A 17,731-nucleotide genomic window follows, 5' to 3' on the forward strand; every position below is an offset into this window, starting at 1 on the left:
GGGAGCGTGCCGGATTACACCTATTACACCGAGAAATACCTGGGCGAGGATATCCCTGAGGCTGCCTTCCCGCGGTTTGCCCGCCGTGCGGCGGAAGAACTGGCCCGGATGCAGAACATCTACCCCATGGCCCCGTGCAAGGGCATCGAGCCGGACACGGCTTACGCCATGGCGGTGTGCAGCATCGCGGATGCGATGTATGAGTTCGCGCAGGAGGACGAGGCTCGGGGCCTGGCGAAGGTCAGCGTGGGCAGCGTGAGCGAGACCTACACCGCACCGCCCCAGCTGTGCGCCGCCACGCTGGCCCTGCGGGCGGGCCACTACCGTCACGAAGCGGGCTATTACTACGAGATCGGACGGTGGCTGCCCCATGCGTAAAAACCGGCTCTGCGGCGAGACCGTGACGCTCTACCACCCGGATCCGGCGGCGCAGACCGTTTGCCGCCGGGTGCTGCGGGGCGTGAGCTGGCAGCAGGGCCGGCGCGAAAAGCCCGATGCTGCCGGGACAAAGCAAGGCACGGCGCTGCTGTTGGTCATCCCCGAAGCGGCGGGGCAGTACGGCGCGGACTACACGCTGGACCCCGGCGACCGGGTGCTTTTGGGCGAGGGGCCGGGCGTGGCCTGGGCCGATTGGCCCGGCTTTGTGCCCGCTGCTGTGGCGGGGCTGGCGGTTGTGGCCTATGTGCTGCCGCTGCGCCTGCGCGGACGGGTGCATCATGTGGAGGCCGGTGCCTGGTGGAACGCCAGCGGCACCGGGGCCCACAGCTTGACGAGGTGAAAAAACCTTTGGCTTCTCCCTCGGGGGAAAAGCTGCCGCCCGCAGGCGGCTGATGAGGGGCGAGCCGGCCGCTGCTGCACGGGAAAGGGACGCCGGGTGGCAGGCTGCCCCTCATCCGGACTTGCGGGGCCACCTTCCCCCGAAGGAGGGAGGCTTAGAGATAGGAGGACTACCATGCTGCAAAAACTCTACGCATTTCTGGCCCGGGCACCGGCCCTGACCGGGATCACGCTGGCGGTGGGGGATGCAGGTCCCGCGCCAGGCACGGCGGGGCTGTGGTGCAAGGGCGTCACGGTGCTGGAACAGAGGGAAAACCTGCTGGGCACCGTGCGCCAGCGCTGCCGCGCCGAGTTCACGCTGCGCCTCTGCCTGCCGCTGCCGCCCGGGGACAGTGCCACCGCTGCCGAAAACGCCGCCCACCTGCTGGCTTTGCAGACCTGGGTGGCCGCCGAGTGTGCGGCGGGCCGTGCCCCGCTCTTTGGCAATGCCGACCCGGCCCGGGAGACCCTGCGGGCCGAGCAGGGCAAACTGGAACGCGCCGACGCAGGCGGCACCGCCGTGTACAGCCTGCGCATCCGCGCCGAATACACACAACTTTATACGGAGGAAACCCCATGAAAATTGAACGAAAATACATGGCCCACTACCTGAACGCCGCCTTTGGCAAGGGCGAGGCCGACTACACCCGCCTGGGGCAGGACCTGGAAGAGTACGCCCCCGAACTGACTGCCAACGTTGAGAAAAAGTCCAACATCCTGGGCCAGACGTCGGTGGTCATCGACGGCTACCAGAAGCAGGGTGAGGTCAGCCCCTACTACGCCGAGGAGGGCGACCCGCTGTTTGAAAAATTGCAGGGGATCATCGACGGCGACCTGGTACTGGACGACCTGAAAACCGACATCGTCGAGGTCAAGCTCTGGAGCAAGGACACGGCCGGGGCCTACCCCGCCGTGCGCGAGGAATGCTACATCGAGATCGTCAGCTACGGCGGCGATACCACCGGCTACCAGATCCCCTTCAACATCCATTACACCGGCGTCAAGACCAAGGGCACGTTTGACCCGGCAAGCAAGAAATTTACGGAGGCATGATGAATGAAAAAGCTGAACATTGACACCGGCGTGGAGGAATTTTCCGTCAATGGGCAGGGCGTACTGCGGTTCAACCCGGCTGACCCGAACCTCTACCACCGCTTTTTTGCGGCGGGCCGGACGCTGAACGACTACGATGCCGCCCTGACGAAGGCCTTGCAGGCTGTCGAGGGCGACGAGCAGGCCTGCGCCGCGGCGGGGCTGCGCCTGCTGAACGAGTACGACGGCAAAATCAAGGCGCTGCTGACCGGCATCTTTGGCCCCGAGAACGACTTTGACGCGATTCTTGGCGGTGTGAACCTGGCGGGCGTGGGGGCCAATGGCAAGCGCGTGGTGCAAAACCTGCTGGAAGCCCTGACGCCGATTCTGCGTGAGGGGGCTGAACGCCGCCTGAAAGCCGCCGCCGACACTGCAGAACGTGAGGCCGCTGCCGCCCGCGCGGCCCGGGGCGCGGTATGACAGGCCCCTGGACGCTGCCGACGCAGGCCGCGCTGGGCGGCGGGGCATATGCCATCCGCACCGACTACCGGGACATTTTGGAATTGCTGCGCTGGCTGGGCGGCCAGGCCGACCCGGCGCTGGATCAGGCCGAGCGGTGGTACGTGGCGATGGAGCTGTTCTACCCGGAATTTGACGCCATGACGCAGGATGTTTGGCCGGAGGCAACGCGCTTTTTAGCGGAGTTCCTGGCGGCGGGCCGCAGAGAGGAACCCCGCCCCGGCCCCGCGCTGATGGACTGGCAGCAGGACGCGCCGCTGATTGCGGCCGGCATTGGCCGGGCGGCGGGGCAGGATGTGCGTACGCTGCCCTACCTGCACTGGTGGAGCTTCCTTGCGCTGTTTGACGCCATCGGCGAGGGGAGCTTTGCCACGGTGGTGGCCATCCGGGACAAGCTGCGGCGCGGCAGACGGCTGGAAAACTGGGAGCTGGATTTTTACCGCACCCACCGCACCCTGGTGGAATTGCGCCCGGCGGCCACCGCAGAGGAGCAGGCTGAGAAGCGGCGGTTGTTGGCAATGTTGGGGTGAAAGGAGTGAACAAAACGACAAATATAATTTTTGACGAACTATCGACGCTGCGGCTGCCGTCCGGCAGCTTGCAGACGGCGCTGGATAAGGTGGCCGCGGCGCTGGGCAGCGTGGGGGATGCCGGGCAGCAGGCGCGGCAGGTAGTGGACGAGCTGCGGGCGTCCTTGCAGGCAGCCGCCGTGCAGGGCGTAAAGTCTGCCCGCAGCCTTGCCAAATTTGATGAGATCAACCGCCTGTCCGCCCCGGCGGCGGAAAAGACCGCCGCTTCCGCCAAAGAAAAACAGGCGGCCCAAGCCGCCGCCAGAGCGGAAAAATCCACCGCCGGCACCACGGCGGGCAGCACCCGCCGCAGCGGTAAGGCTGGGACGGATGCAGCCGAGTTTTCCGCCGTGTGGCAGCAGGTACTCACCCAGCTGCGCGGTATCTGGGCGGATTTTTGGGCCTATTTGCAAGGTTTTTTCGCGCCGTTCGTCGCGGCCTGGCAGACGGTGTGGGCGGGCCTTGGCGCGGCGGTGAGCAGCGCTTGGGAGCCGCTCTGGGCCGAGCTTTCCACCGTGGTCACGCCTGCGGTGGAGCTGCTGGACACAGTCTGGCAGGGGCTTTGGCAGGGGGTGCAAAACGCCTGGGCCGTTTACGGTCAGCCGATTTTGGAGGGGCTGGCCCAGGGGTGGCAGAACGTGGTGAGCATCCTCTCGGCGCTGTGGGGCGGCGTGGTGCAGCCTGTGTTTTTGCAGCTGCTTGACCTGCTGGCGGCGCTCTGGTCGGCGCATCTGCAGCCGCTTTGGAACGAGCTGACCGCTTGCCTGGGCGCGGTGGCAGCGCTGCTGCTGACGGTCTGGAACACGATCCTGGCCCCGCTGGTGCAGTGGCTTATTGCCACGCTGGCCCCGGTGGCCGTGCAGGTGTTCACGGCGGTGGGCATTGCCGTGACCGGCGCGGCGGGTATCATTGCCGATGCCATCACCCTTGCGCTGGCGGTGCTGCGCGGCCTGGCCGACTTTTTGACCGCTGTGCTGCGGGGCGAGTGGGATGCTGCCTGGAACGCCATGGCCGCGACCGTCTCGACCGTGTGGGGACGCATCGTCTCCATTGTGCAGACGGCGGTCTCCACGGTGCTGGGCGTCGTGCGCAGCATGGTCAGCGCCATTGCGGCGGCCATCAATGGGCTGCTGTCGGCCATCGGGCGCGCCAAGTCGATGGCGGGCAGTGTGCTCAACGGTGCGGGGCAGCTGCTTACGGCGCAGGCGGCATTGCCCGGGCTGGGGTATGCTGCGTCGATGCCCATCCCGGCGCTGGCGCAGGGCGCAGTCATCCCGCCCAACCGCCGCTTTCTCGCCATGCTGGGCGACCAGACCGGTGGCACGAACGTCGAAGCGCCGCTGTCTACCATCAAGCAGGCCGTGGCGGAAACGCTGGCCGGGTGGCAGGGCGGCGACGGCCAGCCCATCAACATCTATATTGGCGAGGAGCTGCTGGACAGCGTCATCGCCAACAGCCAGAACCGCCGTGCCCTGCGCAGCGGTGGGAGGTAACTCATGGATATTCTGGTCATTGACGGCGTGGCGATGCCCACGCCCAACGAGTACAAGGTGCAGCTCTCCGACCTGGACAGCAGCGGCACCGGCCGCACCGAAGATGGAATTTTGGTGCGCGAGCGGGTGCGCGGCGGCGTGGCGAAAATCAGCGTCAGCTGGGCCGCATTGAGCACGGCGGACTGCGCCAGGGTGCTGAACGCCACCGCCCCGGACAGTATGCAGGTGGCCTACTTTTTTGGCGGGACGCGCACCGCCAAGATGTACGCGGGCGACCGCACCGCCGACCTGAAGGCCGCCCGTGAGGGCCGGGCCGTGTGGGAGGTGGCGGTGAATCTGATCGAATACTGATTTTGCAGGGGCGGATGCAAGCATCCGCCCCTGCAACCAAACGGGAGGTGAACCATCATGTACCCTGTATCGGAACGATACAAAACCGCCATCCGGGCGCGGGCGCGGACGGACCGGGTGGCCGGCACGCTGACCCTGACCGACGGCACGGTGCTGGCGCTGGGCGTGCAGGACTTCATGAGCGGATCGCTCACGCTGGATAACCAGTGCGTCACCGGGGAGGAACTGGCCTTCGGCTGCGTCTACCTGGGGCAGGCGGCGTTCAGCCTGCGCACGAGTTTGAGCCGTTACGCCTTTTACGATGCCAAGCTTGTGCTGCGGTACGAATTGCAGCTGCCCGGCGGCAGCTGGGAGGCCGTCCCTCTGGGCGTCTACACGGTGGCCGAGGCCGAACGCAGGGCGCTGTATGTGAGCATCAAGGCGTATGACAACATCCTGCCGCTGCAAAGCCGCTGGGACGGCACGGCCATCCAGGGCAATGCCTATGAGATGCTGGCGCAGATCGCCGACGGCTGCGGGCTGGAACTGGGCCAGACGGCGGAGGAAATCGCCGCGCTGAACCCCAACGCTGCCCTAGCCTGCCAGTTGAGCGCCGCCGACGGCCTGACGACCTGGCGGGACTGCGTGGCGGCCATCGCCCAGCTGTTGGGCGGCTTTGGCACGGTGGACCGCGCCGGGCGGCTCGTTATCCGGCAGTTTGCCAAGACAAGCTGCGTTTCGCTGGGGGCCGATGCCCGCAGCGAGGCGGGCGTGTCGGACTTCCGCTGCCACTATGCGGCGCTGACCGTGGCAACGCAGAGCGGCAGTTACGCCGCAGGCGGCGGGCAGGACACCGGCCTGACGATGGCGATTGCCGATATGCCGCTGGCCGAGAAGGGCCTGCCCGACACGCGGCAGGGCATCACCGACAACCTGTTTGCCGAGCTGCGGCAGCTGGACTACACCCCGGCCACCGTGACGATGCCCGGCGACCCGGCGCTGGAACCGGGCGACCGGGTGGCGCTGCCCCAGGCTGACGGTACGGCCCCCGAAATGCTGGTGACGCATTTTGTCTGGCACTACCATGGCCGCCAGACACTGAAAAGCGTGGGGCGCAACCCTTACTTGACCAACAACAGCGATGGTACGACGGAAAAGCTGCTGCGCAAAGTGCAGAACAGCGCCGAGAGCAAACGGCTGGTGTATTACAGTTTTACGAACACGGCGGCGCTGACCGTGCGCACAGCAGAGGCCCCGGCTGTGTCCATCGCTTTTGCGGCGGTGGAGGACACGAGCGCCATGTTCCTGGCCCAGCTGCTGCTGACCGCCGAGCCGGAGGGCAACGACCCGCTGACACTGGAAGTGCGGTACTATGTAAATGAAGTGCGGGTGGAAAACTTTACCCCGCAGCAGCGGCTTTTGGCGGGGGCGCACACGCTGGCGCTGTTTTACCCCTTCGCCAGTGTTGAAGCCAATGCGGCCAAGCGGCTTTCGGTGCGGCTGGTCTGCACCGGCGGCACGGTAAAAATTGCGCCCTATAACATCAAGGCCACCGTGACCGGCCAGGGCATGGCCAGCGAGCTGCCCTGGGACGGCACGCTGCAATTTGAGGAGCTGCTGATGCCGCTGCAACTGACAGAAAGAAAGGTGATTTTGGAATGAAACTGCACGGCCACGCCCGCCTGGAACTGACGGATGTGCACACCGGGGAAGTAGAGGTGGTGGAGAGCGACAACCTCATCACGAACGCGGTGAGCGATATTTTCAACGGCTACGGCGGCAGCCTGAACAAGGCCATGCTGCTGTGGCGCGGCGATACCGGCTACACCGACGCACCGAAGGATTTGGTCTCGATGTTTTACGGCGGGCTGCTTTTGTACGATACCGCGCTGGGGACCGAGCCGGGCACCCTGTTTGCCCCGGCGGCTGCGGGCGTGGTGGGCACGGCGCGGTGCAATGTCGTCAACACCACCAAAAACACGACCCGCGGCAGTGCCAACCTGACCGAGACGAACATCGACCCGGCGGGCGGCGTGGTGAGCTACGTCTATGAGTTTGCCACGAACCAGGCCAACGGCATCATCCGCTCGGTCTGCCTGACCCACCCGATGGGAGCGCTCTACTCCGAGATGACGGAGGCTCCCGACGCCAGCCCGACGAACATTGATCGGCTGGCCTTCGGCGGGGCACTGGGCGGCGACCAGCTGCTGACCGGGCTGCTGGCGACCGATTGCTATCCCACGAACGAGAAGGGGGTGCTGCTCTACGCGGACCCGGCGGCAGATGAGGCCGTGGCGGGCCGGGTGGATGTGGAGAACGCTGCGCTGGAACTGCGCCACCACTGCCTGGGGCTGCATACCCTGGACCTCTTCCGCCGCGATACGGCGGGCACCTGGGACAGCCTGCTGCGCACCGAGACGCTGGATATCACCGAATTTTTGCAGGATGTTTCGGCCAACGCCGGGCGGTACTGCCGTCTTTGCTTTGACGCCGAGGCCGACAAGCTGTATCTTGTCTCCATCCCGGCGGGCAGCAGCATTGCGGTGGGGGCCAGTATCAAAGTGCGGGAGTACGACCGAAAGACGCTGGCCGCCAAGGACTATACCGTGCCCAACAACACCGGCGGCACGCTGCGCGGCCTGGTCAGCGAGAGCCGGGCCACGCCGCTGAACGGTACGGTCTACGGCGGCAGCCTGTACATGACGGATCCGGCGACCTACCAGATCTACCGCTTCCCGCTTAGCGATCCCACCGACGTGCAGGCCGTCACGATGCACAGCGATTATATGCAGCCGCTGTGCGACGCCCACGACGGGCGGCTCTACTGTTACTACCGCACCCGCGGCATCGTGCTGAACACCGAGAAGAACGAGCTGTTCTCCTGCGAGGCGGCGGGGTATGACACGGCCAGTTCGGGGTTCTCGACCACCGTGCCGGTGCTGGGGGAGCCTGCCGCACCGCTGCGCCGCTATTTGAGCGACAACCGCATCCGCACGGAACGGGTGCTGCGGGCCAACTACCTGGCCACCATCAACGACCTGCCCAAGGCGGTGGAGAAAACCGCCGATAAGACGATGAAAGTAATCTACACCCTGCGGAAAGGAGAAGACGCATGAAACTGATCGAAGAAACCTGGAAAACCGGCACCGCCTATGAGGTGCTGCTGGTGGCAGACAAGGCCCCGGCAGCACTGCCCGCCAGCGGCAAGGACGTGGACGGCATGAACGACGCCCACACCTTTGCACCGATGTCGGTTTTGTATGTGGTGGACCCGGCGGCAGCGCATAAGTTCTACGTGGCCGACGAGTCCGGCCGGTTCGTGGGCCAATAAAGCCCGGAAGAGGAGTGTGTAACATGGATTTGAAAGCGATACAGGCCGCGCTGCTGTTTGGCGGCCAAAGCGGCCCGGGCGGCGACTGGGCCGAGGCTGTCTGTGCGCCGTTCACCGCCAGCGGCGGGACGGTCGTTTGCAGCCCGCTGGCCGGGCGTGCCCTGACCGTGGCGGCGGCGGGCGCGACGACCCAGGCGGGCGGGGGCACCGCCGCCCCCGGGAACATCCGCGCGTTGGGCGGCGTGGGGGAGAACGGCAGCCTGACCCTGACCGCCGCAGGCGGCGAGACGCGGGAAGTGGAAATCCCGCTGACCGGACCGCTGTACACCGGGGACATGGTGGCGCTGGCGGCAGACGGCAGCGTGACCGAGACGCACCGCGCCGTAAAATTGACCGTGGACGGCAGCGAGAACTGGATCTCCTGGACGAACCCGCGGGACACGGCGGATATCACCGTGCCCGGCACCATCGGCAGCCTGGGGGACATCCTGTGCAGCCATTACAGCCCGCTGGCGGGCACGCTGTCCTCGGACGCGGGGCTGTACACGGTCAGCACCAACACAACCGCCGAGCCGGGCAAAACGCGAGTCATCCTGCGCCACGGCTTCAAGACGCTGGCGCTGTTCAAAGAATACCTGAAAGCCCAGGCCGACGCGGGCACGCCGGTGACGTTTGTGTACAAGCTGACGCCCGCCACCGAAACGCCGACGGTGACAAAACGCACCGCCGAACCGCTGTGCGCCGTACCGGATGCCGATGGCCTGTGTACCGTGCAGGGCGGGGGCACCCTGACCGTGACCGGGTACGAGGATCCCCGCGCCACCCGCCGCGCCCTGGAAAAGCGCATTGCCGCTTTGGAGGCGAAGGCGTGAGGCAGACCGGTATTTTTGCGGGCCGCGCCCAGGTGGTGTACCCCTATGGCCGCTACGGCTGGACCCGGGGCGGCGGCAAAGTCTGGCACGGCGGGCTGGACCTGGTGGGGCTGGACGACACCACCGTGCGGATGCCCTATTATAAGGGTAAGCGCATCACCGGCCGCGTGGTGCGGGCGCGCATTGTGACCGACCGCCGCGACAAAACCTGGGAGTGGGGCTGGTATGTCTGCGTGCAGCTGGACAGCGCCCAGACGCCCGACGCCGTGCTTTGCCCACTGTGAAAAACTGCTGGTGCAGGCGGGCCAAACGGTCACCAGCGGCGACGCGCTGGCTGTGATGGGCAATACCGGCAATGCGGCAGGCGGCTACAAGCACTGCCATCTGGAAGTGCGGGCCGCGGCGTGCGGCACCGGGCTGGACCCCACGGCCTACGCCGGGTGTGAGAACGCGGTGGGAATCTACGGCGTGGCGGCAAAGCTGCAAACCATCACGATCGGCCCCGTCAGCCAGGGTGACGCCGACGCGGTGAAAGCCCTGTGCGACGCCCGGGGTCTGACGGCGGCGGGGCTGTACACAAGCAAGTGGGCGTAACGCCCGGAAAGGAGCAAGGAGTGGAAGAACGCAATGTGTTTTTGTGGGGCAAGGCGGCGGTCTGCGCCGCCTGCGGGGCGTTTACGGCGGCCTTCGGCTGGCTGGGGTGGCTCATCGCAGCGTGGGCGGCCTGCATGGCGCTGGATTGGCTCAGCGGCAGTGCCGCTGCGGCCAGCCGGGGGCAGTGGTCCAGCGCAGCGGCGCGGGCGGGCATCTGGCACAAGGCCGGAATGCTGGTGGTCGTGCTGGTCAGCGCGTTGACCGATGCGGTGCTGGGCATGGCCGCTGCCAACCTGCCGGGGCTGGAACTGCCCTTTGACGGCGTTGTGCTGCCGGTAGTGCTGGTGTGGTATATTTTTACCGAGCTAGGCTCCATTGCCGAGAACGCCGCCGCCATGGGCGCCCCGGTGCCAGGCTGGCTGGTAAAGATCTTGGCGGAAGGAAAGGAAAAAGTGGAGAAATAAAACAAAAAGGGTATCTGTCGAATCGGCAGATACCCTTTTTTCGGTTGCTATTACAAATAATTCCGCAGATCGCTCTTGTCTGTCGCGCAGCGCTCGGCGGTTTCGCGGGTGATGCGGCCCAGGCTGACCAGGCGGGCCAGGTCAGCGTTCAGGCTGTGCATACCCAGCGCCGCGCCGGATTGCAAAACGCTCGGGATCTGGTAGCACTTGCCCTCGCGGATCAGGTTTGCCACGGCGTCGGTGCCCACAAGAATTTCCGTGGCGGCGCAACGGCCCTGGCCGCTTGCCAGCGGCAGCAGCTGCTGGGTGATAACGCCCCGCAGCACGGCGGCCAGCTGACCGCGAATCTGGTTCTGTGCCCCGGCCGGGCAGACATCGATGATACGGTCGATGGTCTGCGCCGCGCCGATGGTGTGCAGTGTGCTCATGACCAGGTGGCCGGTCTCGGCGGCGGTAACGGCGGCGGAGATCGTCTCATAGTCGCGCATCTCGCCGACCAGAATGACGTCCGGGTCCTCACGCAGAGCGCTGCGCAGGGCGGCGGCAAAGCTGGACACATCCTGCCCGACTTCGCGCTGGTGGATGAGCGCCTGCTTGCCCTGATAGACATACTCGATGGGATTCTCGATCGTGATGATGTGGTCGCTGCGTGTCTCGTTGATGTGGTCGATCATGGCGGCCAGCGTCGTGGATTTGCCGCTGCCGGTGGGGCCTGTGACGAGGATCAACCCGCGCGGCTCGTCGGCCAGTTTCGTCAGCACCGGAGGCATCGAAAGCTCGGCCAGTGTCGGGATGCTGTTGTTCAAAAGACGCAGGGTCGCGGCGGCCTTGTTCTGCTGGTAGAACACGTTCACACGGCTGCGGGTGCCGTCGGGCGCGACGAGGGCAAAGTCCGCGTCGATGCGCTCGGTGATGACAGCCTCGCGGTGGGCCTCATCCATCAGGCCCAGAATCAGCGAGCGGGTCTCGTCGGCGCTCATCTGCACCGGCGCGTTGACCAGGCGGCCATCGATGCGGAACATCAGGGGAAGCCCCTCGGAAATATGGATATCGCTGGCCTTCATCTGCCGCGCCAGCGCGGTGAGTTCGTGGATTTGCATCACTTATTCCTCATAGAACGTAATTTTCAGCAGCTCTTCCGGGGTGGTCTCGCCCTCACGCACCAGCTGCAGGGCGGCTTCGCGCAGGCTCGTCATGCCCTGGTTGCGGCGGGCGGCGGCGGTCAGTTCCTCCTGCGTGGCCCCGGCGGATATCATCTCCCGCAGCTCACGGTTGATGATGACCAGCTCGTGGATCGCTACACGGCCGCGGTAGCCCGTGCCGTTGCACTGGGTACAGCCGGTGCCGCGCCGCACAAACGGGATAGCAGGTCCCAGGTAGGCGCGTTCTTCCTCGGTGACGGGCATCTGCCTGGCGCAGTGCGGGCAGACGCGGCGCATCAGACGCTGGGCGACGAGGCCCGCGACGGAGTTCGCTATCATGTAGCGCTCCACGCCCATATCCTCCAGACGGACAATGGACGATAGTGCGTCATTTGTGTGCAGGGTCGAGAATACCATGTGGCCCGTGATAGCCGCGCGGACCGAAATGGACGCCGTCTCGGCATCGCGGGTCTCGCCCACCATGATAACGTCGGGGTCCTGGCGCAGCAGGGCGCGCAGACCGCTCTCAAAGGTCAGGCCCGCAATGTTGTTGACCTGCGTCTGGTTGATACGGGCCAGGTTGCGTTCCACGGGGTCCTCAATCGTCGAGATATTGACCTGCCGTTCGGCGATGGCCTGCAAGACCATGTACAGCGTCGTCGTTTTGCCGGAACCTGTCGGTCCGGTCAGGTAGACGATGCCGTTGGGGCGGTTGAGCAGCGGCTGGAACCGCTTGTAGGTCGCGTCGTTCATGCCGAAGTGGTCGGCGTTTTTAATGTAGGTGTTCGACGACAAAATACGCAGCACGGCCTTTTCGCCAAAGACCGTCGGCAAAATCGAGACACGGACGTTGACGTCGGGGCCGGTCTCGAGACGTGCGCGGAAGTGGCCGTCCTGCGGGATGCGGTGCTCGGCAATGTCAAGATTCGACATGATCTTGATACGCGCGATGAGCGGCTGATGCAATGCGCGCTGTAACGTCACATAATCGATGATGACACCGTCGATGCGCATACGAACCTTTGTCTCGCCCTCAAACGGCTCAATGTGGATATCCGATGCGGTCGTCGTGACGGCGCGCTGGACCAGGCTGTTCAGAAGGCGGATGATGGGGGCGTCCAAATCGCCGCCCTCGGCGGTCATGTCGATGGCTAAATCCTCGGTCTGGGCGGCGGCCATGTCGCTGTCATTGGCGGTGCGGGCGGCCTTGCGGGCGCGGACCTCGGCGTAATAGTAGCGGATGGCGCGGCGCAGGGGCTCCAGCTCGGCCAGCACAATTTCCGGCTCCATGCCGGTCAGCTGGCGGATGTCCTCGATGGCGTAGTAGTTCAGCGGGTCGTTGGCGGCCACGGTCAGGGTGCGGGCGCTCTGCGCAATGGGGAGCATATCGTACTTTTGCGCCAGCTCCTGCGGGACCTTTTCCACGGCGGTCACATCGACGGTCGTATGCTCAATGTCGATGAGCTGAATCTGCAAACGCTTGGCAAGGGCTTCCAGCACCTGGCGCTCGTTGACATAGCCCAGCTCCTGCAGGGCCTGGCCGACGCGCAGGTCGCGGTGCTCCTTCTGGTAGGCCAGGGCGGCGGTCAGCTGATCGGGCGTGATGTAGCCCAGCTCGATCAGCAGATCGCCCAGTCGGATGTTCTTCACGGCTGCACCCCTCCTTTGTCGCAGAGAATCACATTCAGAGAAACGGTATACACAGAGCCTTCCTCCGACGTGCCGTCGGGATTGGCGTAGCTGCGGGTGGAAATGGTAAAGGTCTGCAGCTGGACCGAAGGATACCCTGCGGCCAGATCGTCCAGCATGGCGATGAAATCCGTATCACTGCCGGTGCAGCTGAAGGTCACGGCTGCCGTCTTAAAGTAGCCGGGCTGGTCATAGTCAGGGATGAGGTCCGCCGCCAGAAACTGCTGCAAAATGGCGTTGCCCTCGGCGGTGGTGCCCACATCGTCCGCCGTCACAGCGGCGGTGGTGCCGGCACTCGGCGCGGCGCCCTGGCCCGCGCTCTCGCTGGCAATGTACCAGCTCAAATTCTGGGTGGCGGGCTGGCCGATGTTCAAGGAGGTCGGCTGCAAGCTGTGGCTCAGTTCCAGGCCTGTCACCAGCGTGTCCAGCTCGTCGCTGGTCAGGATGCTGTAATACAGGGCATTGGCGGATTGCAGCTCGCCCCAGTTGGTGTTTTTGGTGTTGGCGTTGAACTCGGCCTTTAGGATGGTATCCTGCATGGCGATCTGGGCATCCTGCGCCTCGGTCAAATCAGCAGCGGCCTGCTGGTGGTTCTCGATGCCAGGAATCAGCAAAAACCGCACAAACAGCACGATAAAGGCGAACATCGACACGACATACAGTAAAATTTTGTCGCGCTTTGTCATCGGTGCAATTTCCATGGCGCGCCCCTCCTTACTGCGGCGCTGCCAGAATGCAGCGCAGGTCGATGGAATAGCCGTTGTCATCGGCGGTGTAGCCGGTGTAGCTCACGGTGGAAAAGACCCCGCAGTTTTGCAGGGAGCGGATGTAGGTCGGGATGTCAATGACCTGGCTGGAATTGGCGTTGAACAGCAGCTCGCCGGTGGAAGCATTGTAGCTGGTGAACTGGATGGTGATGGACGCGCCGCCCGCCGCCTCGATGCGGTGGAGCAGCGTGCTGGTCACGTCGGGGTAGCTGTTCAGCAGGTTGGTCATGCCAGTGGCGTAGTCCGTCAGGCTGCGGAACTCCGCGGCCTCCTCGGCGTCCAGGGTCGAGGAAAGGTAGGTGGCGGAGTTGTCGGCGCACCAGTTCAGAATATTCTGCCGACGGCTTTTCAGCATCGAGGTGTGCAGCACCATCACGCCCCAGCCCGCCATGCAGACCGCCACCACGGCGATGCCGGGCACAACGGCGCGCAGATCCTTGCTGCGGCTTTCCGTCTTGGCGGCACCGGCAGCTTTTTGCCAGCGCAGATAAAAGTTGTTTTGTTTCATTGCCATAATCGATAAATCCCCAAGGCTATTTATATAAGGTATCAGCGGGCGATGAGATTGCCGGCGGCGTACAGCACGTCGGCCAGGTGGGTGCCGCTTGGCAGCTTGACAGCGGGTGAATCCGGGAAAATCTCCACCGCCAGGCCCAGGGCCTCACACCCGGGGCGGCAGACGGCAAAGTCCTCCGCTGTGGAACCGGCAAAGTAGACCGTGCCGATCTGGTGCTCGCTCTTGTTGGCGATGTGGAACTGCAGAATACCCGAGAGCTTCTGGGCAATCTCGGTGCCGGACTCGACCGAGCCGCGCGGGTTAAACAGGCGGCTGCGGGTGGAGTAGCTGTACTGCCCCCGCACAAACAGGGTCGCAGAGATCGTATCATCGTCAAATTGCAGCAGAACAAAGGTCTTTTGCTGCAAATCGGGAATCGTGCGCACGGCTTTGATGGGTGCGGCCAGCCCCAGATCAATGCAGGTCAGCTTGAAGCCCGCCGCCTTGGCAAGGGCATCGTACCCGGCAATGACGCTCTGCTCTACGCGGGCGGCCAGCACGGTATCGGTGCGGGTCTTGGCATCGCGGGAGAGCAGCATATAATCATCCAGCGGGGCTTTTGTCTCGGCACCGCCAGTGGAAAGCTCGTGGGAAAGCACGGCCATTCGCTTTTTTTCGCTCATGGCGGGCAGCGACAGGATGCGGTGCATAAACTGGCTGCCGCCCGCAATCAGCGCCACGCGGCTTGCAGGCAGTTTGTTCTGGGCGAAAAACGCCTTCAGCGCGTCGGCCAGGTCAGCCTCGTTGGTGATAACACCGTTGATCAGGCAGCCCTCGGGCAGCTGCATCTGCGCGGCGGCGGTAATGCGCGCACCGCCCGCCGTAGGACTGCCCACCGCCGCATACACCGTGCGGCTGCAAAGATACAAAGAGGTAAGTGTTGCCATGTGGACCTCCGAAAAAATTAGTTTAAATCGCCCCGGACGAGCCGCCGATGGTGCCGTAGGACTGGTAGATGGGCACGATAACGGCCGCCACAACGCCGCCGACCACAATGCCCATGATCACGATCATCACAGGCTCCAGCAGCGTAACCAGGCGCTTGGTTGCCATTTCGGCCTCATAGTCCAGCGTCTCACTGATGGTCGCCAGCAGGCTGTCCAGCCTGCCGGTCTCCTCGCCGACGGCGATGGACGACGAGAGCTTTGTCTCAAAGCCGTCAATGCCCGCGATCGCCTGGGACAAGCTGTGGCCCGCACGGATGCTGTCCAGCGCGTCGCCGAACTGGCTCTCGATCCAGCGGTTGCCGATGGCGTCCCGCGCCGCGCCCAACGTTGTAATGATGGGGACGCCGCTGCCGTAAAGATTCGACAAAGTGCTGGCAAAACGGGCCGTGCAGATCTTGCGGTTCAGCACACCCACGACCGGCGCGTGCAGGATAAAGCGGTCCCACTGGCGGCGGACCTTCGGCTGGGCCAGCAAAATGCGGCCGCCCAAAATCAGCAGCAGCACGACCACGATAAGCACCGGCCAGTTCGCACCCACAAAGTCGCTGATGTCAAACAGCAGCTGGGTCAAAAACGGCAGCGTCTCCATTTGGTCAAACATCGGCTTGAACTGCGGCAGCACAAATGTCATCAAAATCGCAAGGACTGCCACGATAAGCACGCCCAAAATGATGGGGTACATCAGGCTGTTGCCTACCTGCTGGTTCATCTTGTGCTCGCGCTCGTAGTAGGTCGCCATACGCATACAGGCGTGGTCGATGCTGCCGGTGCCCTCGGCGCTGCGGATCATCGCCAGCAGCAGGTTCGGGAACGCCGGGGCGCAGGACTCCATCGCGTCAGACAGCGGGACGCCCTTGCGCAGCTCGCCCAAAATCGCCTCATACAGGGCTTTTTGGCGGGCGTCGATGTTGCGCTCATCCGCCATGATGCGGATAGCGCGTACCAGCGGCACACCGGCGGCCAGCAGCGTGCCCAGGTTGCGGCAGAAATCCGCCAGCATGGCAGTTTTCAGCGGGCGGAAGGCGGAGTGGCTTTTCTGGGCCTCCTGCGCGTCGGTCATGTACAGGCCGTCGCCGCGCAGCTTGGTGTACAGCGCCTCCTCGCTGGGGGCGTCGGTCACGCCGCGGACGGTCTTGCCCTGGGCATTGGTGGCAGTATAGCGGAAACGTGGCATAGGGGAGAAACCTCCGAAGGATAGAGTGGCAGGGGGCGGCGTCCTCGACGCCCCGCCCCTGCGCTGCATTACAAAAATTGACAATACCACCCCAGCACCGGCTCACCAAACAGCATGGCAAGCACGATGCCGGCGCAGAGAAACGGGCCGAAGGCAAAATGGTCTTTTTTATCGGCTTTTTTGGCGGCCAGCAGGTACATACCGTACACGCCGCCGCCCAGGATGCCGAAAAACATCGCCAGCAGGGTATTTTGCCAGCCCAAAAACAGCCCGGCGGCTGCCATCAGTTTGATATCGCCGCCGCCGAACGCACCGTCAATGGCAAGGCAGAGCAAAAACATCGGCACGCTGACGCAGACTGCACCGATGATATGCCCCCGCCAACCGGCGGGGGAGAGCACCGTGCCTGCCACGCCGCAGACCGCCAGCGCGAAATTCAGCCGATCGGGGATGGTCTGCGTCTCGGCATCGATGAGCGCAATGCTTAAAAGAATGCCGCAGACCGCCAGCGCCAGCAACGCCGCCCAACTCATGCCGAACAGCCCGTCCGGCAGGCCGAGTGCCGCGCCGTACTGCCGGGTACACCCCAGCGCCAGCACGCCGCCCAAAACTTCCACCAGCAGATACCGCGCCGGAATATGTGCGCCGCAGTGGCGGCACCGCCCGCGCAGGAACAGCCAGCTGAACACCGGGACCAGATCCGGCGCGTCCAGCGTGCGGCCGCACCGGGGGCAGATGCTGCGGCCTTTCAGCGGGTCCATGTTCCGGGGCAGCCGCCAGGCCACAACATTCATAAAGCTGAACAGCGCCGCGCCCAGCAGAAACCGGATCAGACCCAGCAGGCACTCAAGAAGCAGCATGGCCGACCTCCGCGCTGTATTGCAGCCGATCCTCCGCGCGGAACACGCGGTAGCCCTCGGCGGCGTCGTAGATGGCGTACATACCGTTTTCGCAGTAGAGCAGTTTTTCCACCGTGTAGCCGTTGCCGCCGATCTGCAAAAGCGTCACGGTACCGGGCAGTGCGCCCAGTGTCTCAATGGCATCGGCCACACCGTCGGCAAAGCCGTCAGGGCTGGTCTGGTCGGCATAGGGGCGGCCTGTGGCGTAATACTGGGCCGATACGGCCCCCGCCGCCAGCCGAGCCGCCTTGACCTGGGCCAGCGCCTCCCGGGCGCGGGCCTGGTAGCGCAGTTCTGCCGCGCCGGTGACGACCGTATAGATAACCGCCGCCAATGCCAGCGCAACAGCCAGTTTTTCCGAGAAGGCGGCCTTGGCCCACCGTTCCCCGGTTTTGCGCAGCCATGCGCCCAGTCGTGCTGCCAGCATCGTTTCACCCCTGTACTTTATATAATAACGCACTATTCAGTATACCGTGGAAGGACACTGTTTGCAAGAAAATCCGCAAAATTTCCTCATTTTTTGTTGCAAAGTAACGC

23 protein-coding genes are annotated in these 17,731 nt (G+C 64.5%); 15 read left to right on the forward strand and 8 right to left on the reverse strand.

Annotated elements, in window-relative coordinates; genetic code table 11:
- The first annotated feature begins 6 nt into the window (after positions 1 to 6).
- From ACZO0A_RS01780 to ACZO0A_RS01850, 15 genes are all read left to right on the forward strand, one after another.
- A complete protein-coding gene (locus ACZO0A_RS01780) occupies positions 7 to 378 on the forward strand; it encodes a head-tail connector protein (RefSeq protein WP_215690715.1) in 372 nt (123 codons plus the stop codon).
- Positions 371 to 778 carry a DUF6751 family protein gene (locus tag ACZO0A_RS01785; protein ID WP_215690718.1) on the forward strand — a complete coding sequence of 136 codons (408 nt, stop codon included), beginning with the start codon at positions 371 to 373 and terminating at the stop codon, positions 776 to 778. The genes ACZO0A_RS01780 and ACZO0A_RS01785 overlap by 8 nt, the downstream gene beginning before the upstream one ends.
- Positions 779 to 952: 174 nt before the next feature.
- Positions 953 to 1,396 carry a hypothetical protein gene (locus tag ACZO0A_RS01790; RefSeq protein WP_302375828.1) on the forward strand — a complete coding sequence of 148 codons (444 nt, stop codon included), beginning with the start codon at positions 953 to 955 and terminating at the stop codon, positions 1,394 to 1,396.
- Positions 1,393 to 1,869 carry a hypothetical protein gene (locus tag ACZO0A_RS01795; protein ID WP_215690723.1) on the forward strand — a complete coding sequence of 159 codons (477 nt, stop codon included), beginning with the start codon at positions 1,393 to 1,395 and terminating at the stop codon, positions 1,867 to 1,869. Before ACZO0A_RS01790 ends, ACZO0A_RS01795 begins: the two co-directional genes overlap by 4 nt.
- Positions 1,870 to 1,872: 3 nt before the next feature.
- On the forward strand, positions 1,873 to 2,328 hold the full coding sequence (locus ACZO0A_RS01800) for a hypothetical protein (protein WP_294779768.1): 456 nt from the start codon (positions 1,873 to 1,875) through the stop codon (positions 2,326 to 2,328).
- A complete protein-coding gene (locus tag ACZO0A_RS01805) occupies positions 2,325 to 2,897 on the forward strand; it encodes a Gp15 family bacteriophage protein (protein ID WP_302375829.1) in 573 nt (190 codons plus the stop codon). Before ACZO0A_RS01800 ends, ACZO0A_RS01805 begins: the two co-directional genes overlap by 4 nt.
- A 5-nt stretch (positions 2,898 to 2,902) precedes the next feature.
- Complete coding sequence (locus ACZO0A_RS01810) at positions 2,903 to 4,429, forward strand: phage tail family protein (protein ID WP_302375830.1); 1,527 nt, start codon at positions 2,903 to 2,905, stop codon at positions 4,427 to 4,429.
- 3 nt (positions 4,430 to 4,432) lie between these two features.
- Positions 4,433 to 4,780, forward strand: coding sequence for a DUF6711 family protein (locus tag ACZO0A_RS01815; RefSeq protein ID WP_302375831.1), 348 nt, complete (start codon positions 4,433 to 4,435; stop codon positions 4,778 to 4,780).
- Positions 4,781 to 4,837: 57 nt separating this feature from the next.
- The gene (locus tag ACZO0A_RS01820) at positions 4,838 to 6,421 is read left to right on the forward strand and encodes a hypothetical protein (protein ID WP_302375832.1); all 1,584 of its coding nucleotides are present in this window, start codon (positions 4,838 to 4,840) and stop codon (positions 6,419 to 6,421) included.
- A complete protein-coding gene (locus tag ACZO0A_RS01825; RefSeq protein ID WP_302375833.1) occupies positions 6,418 to 7,875 on the forward strand; it encodes a hypothetical protein in 1,458 nt (485 codons plus the stop codon). Before ACZO0A_RS01820 ends, ACZO0A_RS01825 begins: the two co-directional genes overlap by 4 nt.
- Complete coding sequence (locus ACZO0A_RS01830; protein ID WP_215690734.1) at positions 7,872 to 8,090, forward strand: hypothetical protein; 219 nt, start codon at positions 7,872 to 7,874, stop codon at positions 8,088 to 8,090. The genes ACZO0A_RS01825 and ACZO0A_RS01830 overlap by 4 nt, the downstream gene beginning before the upstream one ends.
- A 23-nt stretch (positions 8,091 to 8,113) precedes the next feature.
- Positions 8,114 to 8,962, forward strand: coding sequence for a hypothetical protein (locus ACZO0A_RS01835; protein WP_302375834.1), 849 nt, complete (start codon positions 8,114 to 8,116; stop codon positions 8,960 to 8,962).
- On the forward strand, positions 8,959 to 9,246 hold the full coding sequence (locus ACZO0A_RS01840; RefSeq protein ID WP_486845975.1) for a hypothetical protein: 288 nt from the start codon (positions 8,959 to 8,961) through the stop codon (positions 9,244 to 9,246). The genes ACZO0A_RS01835 and ACZO0A_RS01840 overlap by 4 nt, the downstream gene beginning before the upstream one ends.
- Positions 9,188 to 9,556, forward strand: a complete 369-nt coding sequence (locus ACZO0A_RS01845; RefSeq protein WP_486845976.1) for a M23 family metallopeptidase — start codon at positions 9,188 to 9,190, stop codon at positions 9,554 to 9,556. Before ACZO0A_RS01840 ends, ACZO0A_RS01845 begins: the two co-directional genes overlap by 59 nt.
- 20 nt (positions 9,557 to 9,576) lie before the next feature.
- Positions 9,577 to 10,020: a phage holin family protein gene (locus ACZO0A_RS01850; RefSeq protein WP_291209748.1), complete on the forward strand. Its 444-nt coding sequence runs from the start codon at positions 9,577 to 9,579 to the stop codon at positions 10,018 to 10,020.
- A gap of 50 nt (positions 10,021 to 10,070) precedes the next feature.
- Here the strand turns inward: ACZO0A_RS01850 and ACZO0A_RS01855 are convergent, their stop codons facing one another.
- From ACZO0A_RS01855 to ACZO0A_RS01890, 8 genes are all read right to left on the reverse strand, one after another.
- Entirely contained in the window at positions 10,071 to 11,120 is a 1,050-nt protein-coding gene (locus tag ACZO0A_RS01855) for a type IV pilus twitching motility protein PilT (RefSeq protein WP_215691461.1), read from the reverse strand.
- Positions 11,121 to 11,123: 3 nt separating this feature from the next.
- Positions 11,124 to 12,812, reverse strand: coding sequence for a GspE/PulE family protein (locus ACZO0A_RS01860; protein WP_291209744.1), 1,689 nt, complete (start codon positions 12,810 to 12,812; stop codon positions 11,124 to 11,126).
- Complete coding sequence (locus ACZO0A_RS01865) at positions 12,809 to 13,552, reverse strand: hypothetical protein (protein ID WP_302375836.1); 744 nt, start codon at positions 13,550 to 13,552, stop codon at positions 12,809 to 12,811. Before ACZO0A_RS01865 ends, ACZO0A_RS01860 begins: the two co-directional genes overlap by 4 nt.
- A 13-nt stretch (positions 13,553 to 13,565) precedes the next feature.
- Positions 13,566 to 14,132: a hypothetical protein gene (locus ACZO0A_RS01870; RefSeq protein WP_291230737.1), complete on the reverse strand. Its 567-nt coding sequence runs from the start codon at positions 14,130 to 14,132 to the stop codon at positions 13,566 to 13,568.
- 35 nt (positions 14,133 to 14,167) lie between these two features.
- Positions 14,168 to 15,061 (reverse strand): type IV pilus biogenesis protein PilM, encoded by an 894-nt coding sequence (gene pilM / locus ACZO0A_RS01875; protein WP_302375837.1) that lies wholly within the window; start codon positions 15,059 to 15,061, stop codon positions 14,168 to 14,170.
- Between the two features lie 22 nt (positions 15,062 to 15,083).
- Entirely contained in the window at positions 15,084 to 16,295 is a 1,212-nt protein-coding gene (locus tag ACZO0A_RS01880; protein ID WP_302375838.1) for a type II secretion system F family protein, read from the reverse strand.
- A gap of 68 nt (positions 16,296 to 16,363) precedes the next feature.
- Entirely contained in the window at positions 16,364 to 17,155 is a 792-nt protein-coding gene (locus ACZO0A_RS01885) for a prepilin peptidase (RefSeq protein ID WP_302375839.1), read from the reverse strand.
- A complete protein-coding gene (locus tag ACZO0A_RS01890) occupies positions 17,142 to 17,621 on the reverse strand; it encodes a hypothetical protein (protein WP_291210991.1) in 480 nt (159 codons plus the stop codon). The genes ACZO0A_RS01885 and ACZO0A_RS01890 overlap by 14 nt, the downstream gene beginning before the upstream one ends.
- Between the last annotated feature and the right edge of the window lie 110 nt (positions 17,622 to 17,731).

The sequence above is a fragment of the Gemmiger sp. genome (assembly GCF_057431175.1).